Annotated in this window: 7 protein-coding genes; 2 read left to right on the forward strand and 5 right to left on the reverse strand. The window is 65.0% G+C overall.

The annotated features are described in order from the left end of the window. Window positions 1-193 precede the first annotated feature (193 nt). The gene (locus IWX63_RS16245) at window positions 194-592 is read left to right on the forward strand and encodes a heavy metal-responsive transcriptional regulator (protein ID WP_199279192.1); all 399 of its coding nucleotides are present in this window, start codon (window positions 194-196) and stop codon (window positions 590-592) included. Window positions 593-1,018: 426 nt separating this feature from the next. On the opposite strand, the gene IWX63_RS16250 is transcribed toward IWX63_RS16245, so the two are convergent. After that, window positions 1,019-1,693 (reverse strand): haloacid dehalogenase type II, encoded by a 675-nt coding sequence (locus IWX63_RS16250; protein ID WP_199279193.1) that lies wholly within the window; start codon window positions 1,691-1,693, stop codon window positions 1,019-1,021. 129 nt (window positions 1,694-1,822) lie between these two features. Here IWX63_RS16250 and IWX63_RS16255 point away from each other — a divergent pair, with 129 nt between their 5' ends. Then, a complete protein-coding gene (locus IWX63_RS16255; protein ID WP_199279194.1) occupies window positions 1,823-2,647 on the forward strand; it encodes an alpha/beta fold hydrolase in 825 nt (274 codons plus the stop codon). Between the two features lie 103 nt (window positions 2,648-2,750). Here IWX63_RS16255 and IWX63_RS16260 read toward each other — a convergent pair whose 3' ends face one another. From IWX63_RS16260 to IWX63_RS16275, 4 genes are all read right to left on the reverse strand, one after another. Continuing rightward, complete coding sequence (locus IWX63_RS16260) at window positions 2,751-3,293, reverse strand: carboxymuconolactone decarboxylase family protein (protein WP_199279195.1); 543 nt, start codon at window positions 3,291-3,293, stop codon at window positions 2,751-2,753. A gap of 153 nt (window positions 3,294-3,446) precedes the next feature. After that, window positions 3,447-4,145, reverse strand: a complete 699-nt coding sequence (locus tag IWX63_RS16265) for a Crp/Fnr family transcriptional regulator (RefSeq protein ID WP_334685945.1) — start codon at window positions 4,143-4,145, stop codon at window positions 3,447-3,449. A 124-nt stretch (window positions 4,146-4,269) separates the two neighbouring features. After that, on the reverse strand, window positions 4,270-4,647 hold the full coding sequence (locus tag IWX63_RS16270) for a hypothetical protein (RefSeq protein WP_334685946.1): 378 nt from the start codon (window positions 4,645-4,647) through the stop codon (window positions 4,270-4,272). Between the two features lie 202 nt (window positions 4,648-4,849). Further along, a partial coding sequence (locus tag IWX63_RS16275) for a hypothetical protein (RefSeq protein WP_199279198.1) occupies window positions 4,850-5,221 on the reverse strand: 372 nt, incomplete at its 5' end.

The following is a 5,221-nucleotide window of genomic DNA, read 5'->3' on the forward strand; positions in this document are numbered from 1 at the left end:
CTCGTCCGTGTAATTTTTCCTTGCCATGTCTTGGATTCTCGCTTCCCCAGCATCGTGCTGGAATCAGCGTGTCCAAGATCCGGGGTCAAGCCCCCATCCAGTTCGGGCAGCCGTCGAAGTACTGCAGGGTGATCTTCATTCGCCCACGGTAAACCCTGTAGTCGACTACACGGTCAAGTCGTAGACTTTGAGCATGCTTATCGGGGACATTTCCGCCGCCACGGGCGTGGACCGGCAGACCATCCGCTTCTACGAGCGTCAAGGGCTGTTGCCGGAGCCTCGCCGCGCCCCTAATGGTTACCGGGCCTACGACGAGGCGACCATTGACCGCCTGCGCTTCATCCGTGCCGCCCAGGGCGCGGGTCTCACGTTGGCGGACATCGCCGAGGTCCTGAGTCTTCGTGATGGCGGCCAGGCACCCTGCAGCCACATGTCTGTCGTTCTCGAGCAGAAATTGGCGGAGGTCCGCTCACGCCATCAGGAACTTGCGGTCTTGGCAGCCGAGCTCGAACATCTCATCGAAACCGGCCGGAGCCTTGATCCGGCCGAGTGCCGGCCGACGGATATTTGCCGCATCATCTCCTTCAAGTGAGCATCGGCCATATGCATATGCATATGCACATGCGCTTGTCTCGCCTCAAACCCGCGTCGAGACGGGCCCGGCCAAGGCCAACCCGCTCACCGAGGCATCCGCTGGCGCTCCTACGGGGGCGGCCGGTGCGGGGTGAGGATGGATGTCGGGCAGGCGTTTTTATCGGTACTGCGGATTGGCTTCCAGGCCGGGCCGGGCCTGTTGCCGTCGCTCCACGCGCCGAAAAGGTTATCCCAGGCGGGAATTCCTCCCACCGATCCCAGTACAAGAATCCGAGGCAATGACGGTGGTTGGAGCGGCCTCGCACCTCAGGAATCGGGTGCCGGTTGAGTGGCTGATGGTCGTGCTGCGGGTCACCGGATGGTGCTACCTCTTGCCCTCCCTGCACCGGCCAGCCGGGTTATGTCCGTCGGCCCTGCCATGTCCTCATGGTCCGGTGAGTTTCCCTGCCAGAGCTACAAGATCCTCGGCTTCGATGTCCGGTGCGGTGAAGTATGAGGGGTAAGTGGCTTCCGTACGGTTGATCCACGCCGTGCGCAGCCCCGCAGCGTGAGCGCCGTGGATGTCCCATGGGTGCACAGCGACCAGAAGCAGCTCATCGACGGTGTGGCCGGTTTCCGTGGCCGCGTAGTCGTAGGCTTCGCGGGCGGGTTTCCACCGGGCGGCGTCCTGAACGCTGAGGAACCTCGCGAATTCGTCCTGCACACCGCCTCGGGTTACCAGCGATTGCGCGACCGAGGTCGCGCCGTTGCTCAACGTTACGAGGTCAGCGACCCGGCTGAGCGCCGTGATCCCGGGGACCGCATCGGCGTGCAGGGCAAGGTTCTTGAACACGCCCATAATGTCATCGACCTGTTTCTGGTACTTTCCCGGGCCGGAGGTCTGGGTGAGCAGGCGGTGGAGGTTGTCCGTAGCCAGGTGAGCGAAGTCAGGATTGTCTCCTGCCACGGTGAGTGCAAACCCGTCGCGGAGTAGTTCGGCGAACCATGGCCTAGTGAGGGACGCCGACATGCCTGCTTGGTTGAATGCTTCTGCGAGGGGTCCCATGTCGGAGAGAGTCTCGTTGACATCGAAGATGATGACGGACGGTGTGATGGTCATGCCCTGATCCTTCCGGCCCCGGTCGGGAGCAATGTGGTGATGTGGTGGTGGTTGTGTCTCGAATGGTTAATATCGAGCGCCGGGCAGGGGACTCCGTCGGGACTGACGTAGGCCCCTACACTATTCAGCATGCTGAGCAATAATCTAGTGCGCCGTGACCAGATCGAGGTGGAGGGCGCGATGCTGTCCTACCTGAGCGCAGGGACCTCGTCGAGGATTCCCCTTTTGCTGCTGCATGGCACCTTCTGGAGCCGCGTGTGGCAGCCGGTGCTGCCGGCACTGGGGGAGGTGGCGCGGTGCGTCGCCCTGGATCTCCCAGGATTCGGCGCCAGCGGCGGGGAGCTGGACGTGAAGCAGGCGTCCGTGCCGTCGCTGGCCAGCACCGTGGTGCGGGCCGCGGACGCGCTGGGGCTGGAGGAATTCGACTTGGCCGGACACGATATCGGCGGCGGGATCGCCCAGCACATCGCCGCCACCAGTGGACGGGTGCGCAGGCTGGTCCTGATGAACTCGGTCATGTTCGATTCCTGGCCGGTACCGGCGGTGGAACGTTTCCGTGACCCGCAGGTGCGCGCTGCAACCAGCGTCCAGGACCTGCTCGACGCGCGCACGACATCGACCCGGCGCAGTGTGCTGCGGGAGCTGAGCGATAACGAACTCGCGGATTACCTCTCTCCGTGGCGGGACCCGGCACGCGTGCGGTCCTGGACGGCGATGGCCGCCGCGGCCGACCCGAGCTACACGCAGGACCTGGTACCGGCCCTGCAGGACCTGGTGCTGCCCACCCGCCTGGTATGGGGCCGCGCCGACGATTTCCAGAAAATCAGCTTCGCCCATCGCTATGTCGAGCTGATTCCGGGATCCGATCTTGTGGAAGTGGACGGCAAGCACATTCCGACGGAGGATTCCCCGCGCGCCGTTGCAGAGGCGATCATCGCGCACCTCATCCGCTGACCGGGAACCTTCCTTCCGGTTGAGGGAACTGCCCCTTCGAAAGATGGCGGGACGGTGGGGCGCGTGCCCGTTCCGGGACGGGTCGGCACGGGCACGCGCGGCTTTAGAGGCGCGGGGCTGCCGGGACGTCGAGGTCCGTGTCAACGAGGTGGTTGAAGTAGTTGGTGAACAGGTTCAGGGCAATGTGCGTGGAGAGTTCGGTGAGTTCGACGTCGGTCCAGCCGGCGTCGAGGCCTGCCTGCCAGGCGTCATCCTTCACGGAGCCCTTGTTGGCTGTGCTCTGGCGTGCCAGTTCCAGCAGGGCCGCGAGTTTCGGGTCGAAGTCGATGGTGCCCTGCCGGATGGCGATGGTCTGCTCCAGGGTGAGCCCGGCGGCTTTCGCGCCCATGGTGTGCGCGGACTGGCAGTAGCTGCATTCATCAACGTTGCCGACGACGAGGGCGATCGCTTCCCTGGTTCCGGCGTCGAAGGTGCCGTAGTCACCGATGACCTGCTGGAGAGCGACGTAGCTTTGCAGGACCACAGGGGAGTGGGCCATCGCCCCATGGATGTTGAGGACTTTGCCGAACTGCTGGGCGAGGGCACCGAGTTCGGTGCGGGCGGCCTCGGGTGCGGTGTCGGTGGTGTGCACGGTGATGCGAGTCATGGGTATTCCTTCTTTGTTTGGTGTATTCATCAGAAAACTGTGGGGCCGGCCGGGCACTCCGGCGCTTGTGGGTCGGGCCTGGGGTGGGTTTGGGGCAGCCTGCAGTGTCAGCGGGGCCGGCTCGTTGTACGGCTGGTCGCGTGTGGTGGGGGGTTAGAAGGTGCTGCGGGAGATGCGGCGGAGCCCGTCGGCGTCGTTGATGGTGATGCGTCCGCGGCCTTGCCGGATCAGGCCGCGGACGGCGAAGTCGGCCATCGTCTTGCTCGTGGCTTCGCGGGTGGCACCCAAGAGTCCTGCGAGCTGTTCATGGGTGAGGTTCACGGAGCGGGTATGCGTGAATCTGCCACGCGGGGCTGCCGCGTTCAGGGTCAGCAGGGTCGAGGCGGTCCTCGCGGCGAGGGGCCGCAGCGCCATGTCGGTCAAACGGTCTTCCAGGCGTGAGACCTGCTGGCCGAGGAGCCGGGAGATTTTCACCGCGATGCCCGGGTTGGACAGGAAGTGTTCTTCGACGTCCGAGGCGCTCAGCTGGCAGATGATCGAGTCCTCGATGGCTTCGGCGTAGTTGTCGTACATTTGCTGGCCGACCAGGAGCATCTCGCCGAACACGGCGCCGGGTTCCAGGATCGCAATGGTCAGGGTCTTGCCGTCTTCGGCGACCCGGAAGATCCTGATCCTGCCCTGCTTGAGGATGAACAGGGCCGTTACCGGCTGGCTCTGGCTGAACACCAGTTCGCCGCTGCTGAACAGTTTCGGCGGTGACATCCGGTCCAGGTCAGCCATGTCCTGGGCGGTGAGGTCGGCGAAGATGTCCACGGCGTTGAGGCAGCTGAACGGTTCGCCGGTCTCGGTCAAAGGGTCTACCTCCCGTTCGTGGGGCGCCCATCCTTTCGCCGGGGTACGGGCGGCGGAGAGGACCGTTGTAGAGCATGTGTCGTTCAGACGCTGCCTGGTCATCGGTTCGACGGTGTCATGGGCCTCACCGGCGCCGGAGGACGAGGTGGGCGACCAGTCCCAGAATAACCCCGTAGATCAGGTGGCCCAGCAGGGACATCATCGAGGACCCATCCAGGGTCAGGATCGGCATGCCAATCATCAGCGGCATGATCAGCAGGGGCCCGAGCACCCACCACAGGGCACCGTACACGAGACCGACGACGGCGCTCACGACCAGGCCGCGCTTCAGCAGGCTCGCGAAGGGGAGGGTGAGGGTCAGCCCGATCACGACCGAGATGACCAGATGGACGATGAACCCGATGACCGCCGAGGAGTAACCGACCAGGGACCCGATCATCGGCAGCATCCCCATCATGGCCATGAGGGCCCCGAAGACGACGCCGCCGCTGAGCCCACCCACAACACCTGCGACCAGGCGCCGCACCATAGGAGACGGCGCGGACGAGACCTTTTCTCGGGAAGTGGTGTCTGGAGAACCGCTGGCCCGGGGCGTTTTGTGTGACGCAGTCATGATGGGTGCCTTCCTCGTCGCTGGTGTTCTTCGACGCTAGGTCCGGAGCATCACCTCGTTCTGCAATCTGGCACACACAACCGTGTCCCGGTCAGGCGGGCACCGCCCACCCTCGATCCTCGTGTACGCCTACCCCGACGACCTGCCCGGGCAGCAGGTGCGGGTTCCCTGCGACGTCGACGGTGAGGGTGGCCGCCGGCCCCTCATCCCAGGTCCTGGTCGCTCCCATGTCAAGACTGTGCGGTCCCCGACCGGCCGGCGGGGCCGGTGGGGTGGAGCCGCCGGAGCTGACGCTGACCTGCACCAGGGTGCGGGCGCCGAGGGACGTGATCCCGGAGACAGCTCCCTTGAGGGTCGACGGTCCCGTCTCCCCGGGTGGGATGAGCGTGAGTGCTTCCTGACGTACGACCAGAAGAGCCGGGCCGTCGGGTGCGTCGTCCTGGACTGGGAGGTGACCGAGGAC

The organism is Arthrobacter sp. CAN_A2, from assembly GCF_015752045.1.
Lineage (GTDB): Bacteria > Actinomycetota > Actinomycetes > Actinomycetales > Micrococcaceae > Arthrobacter_D.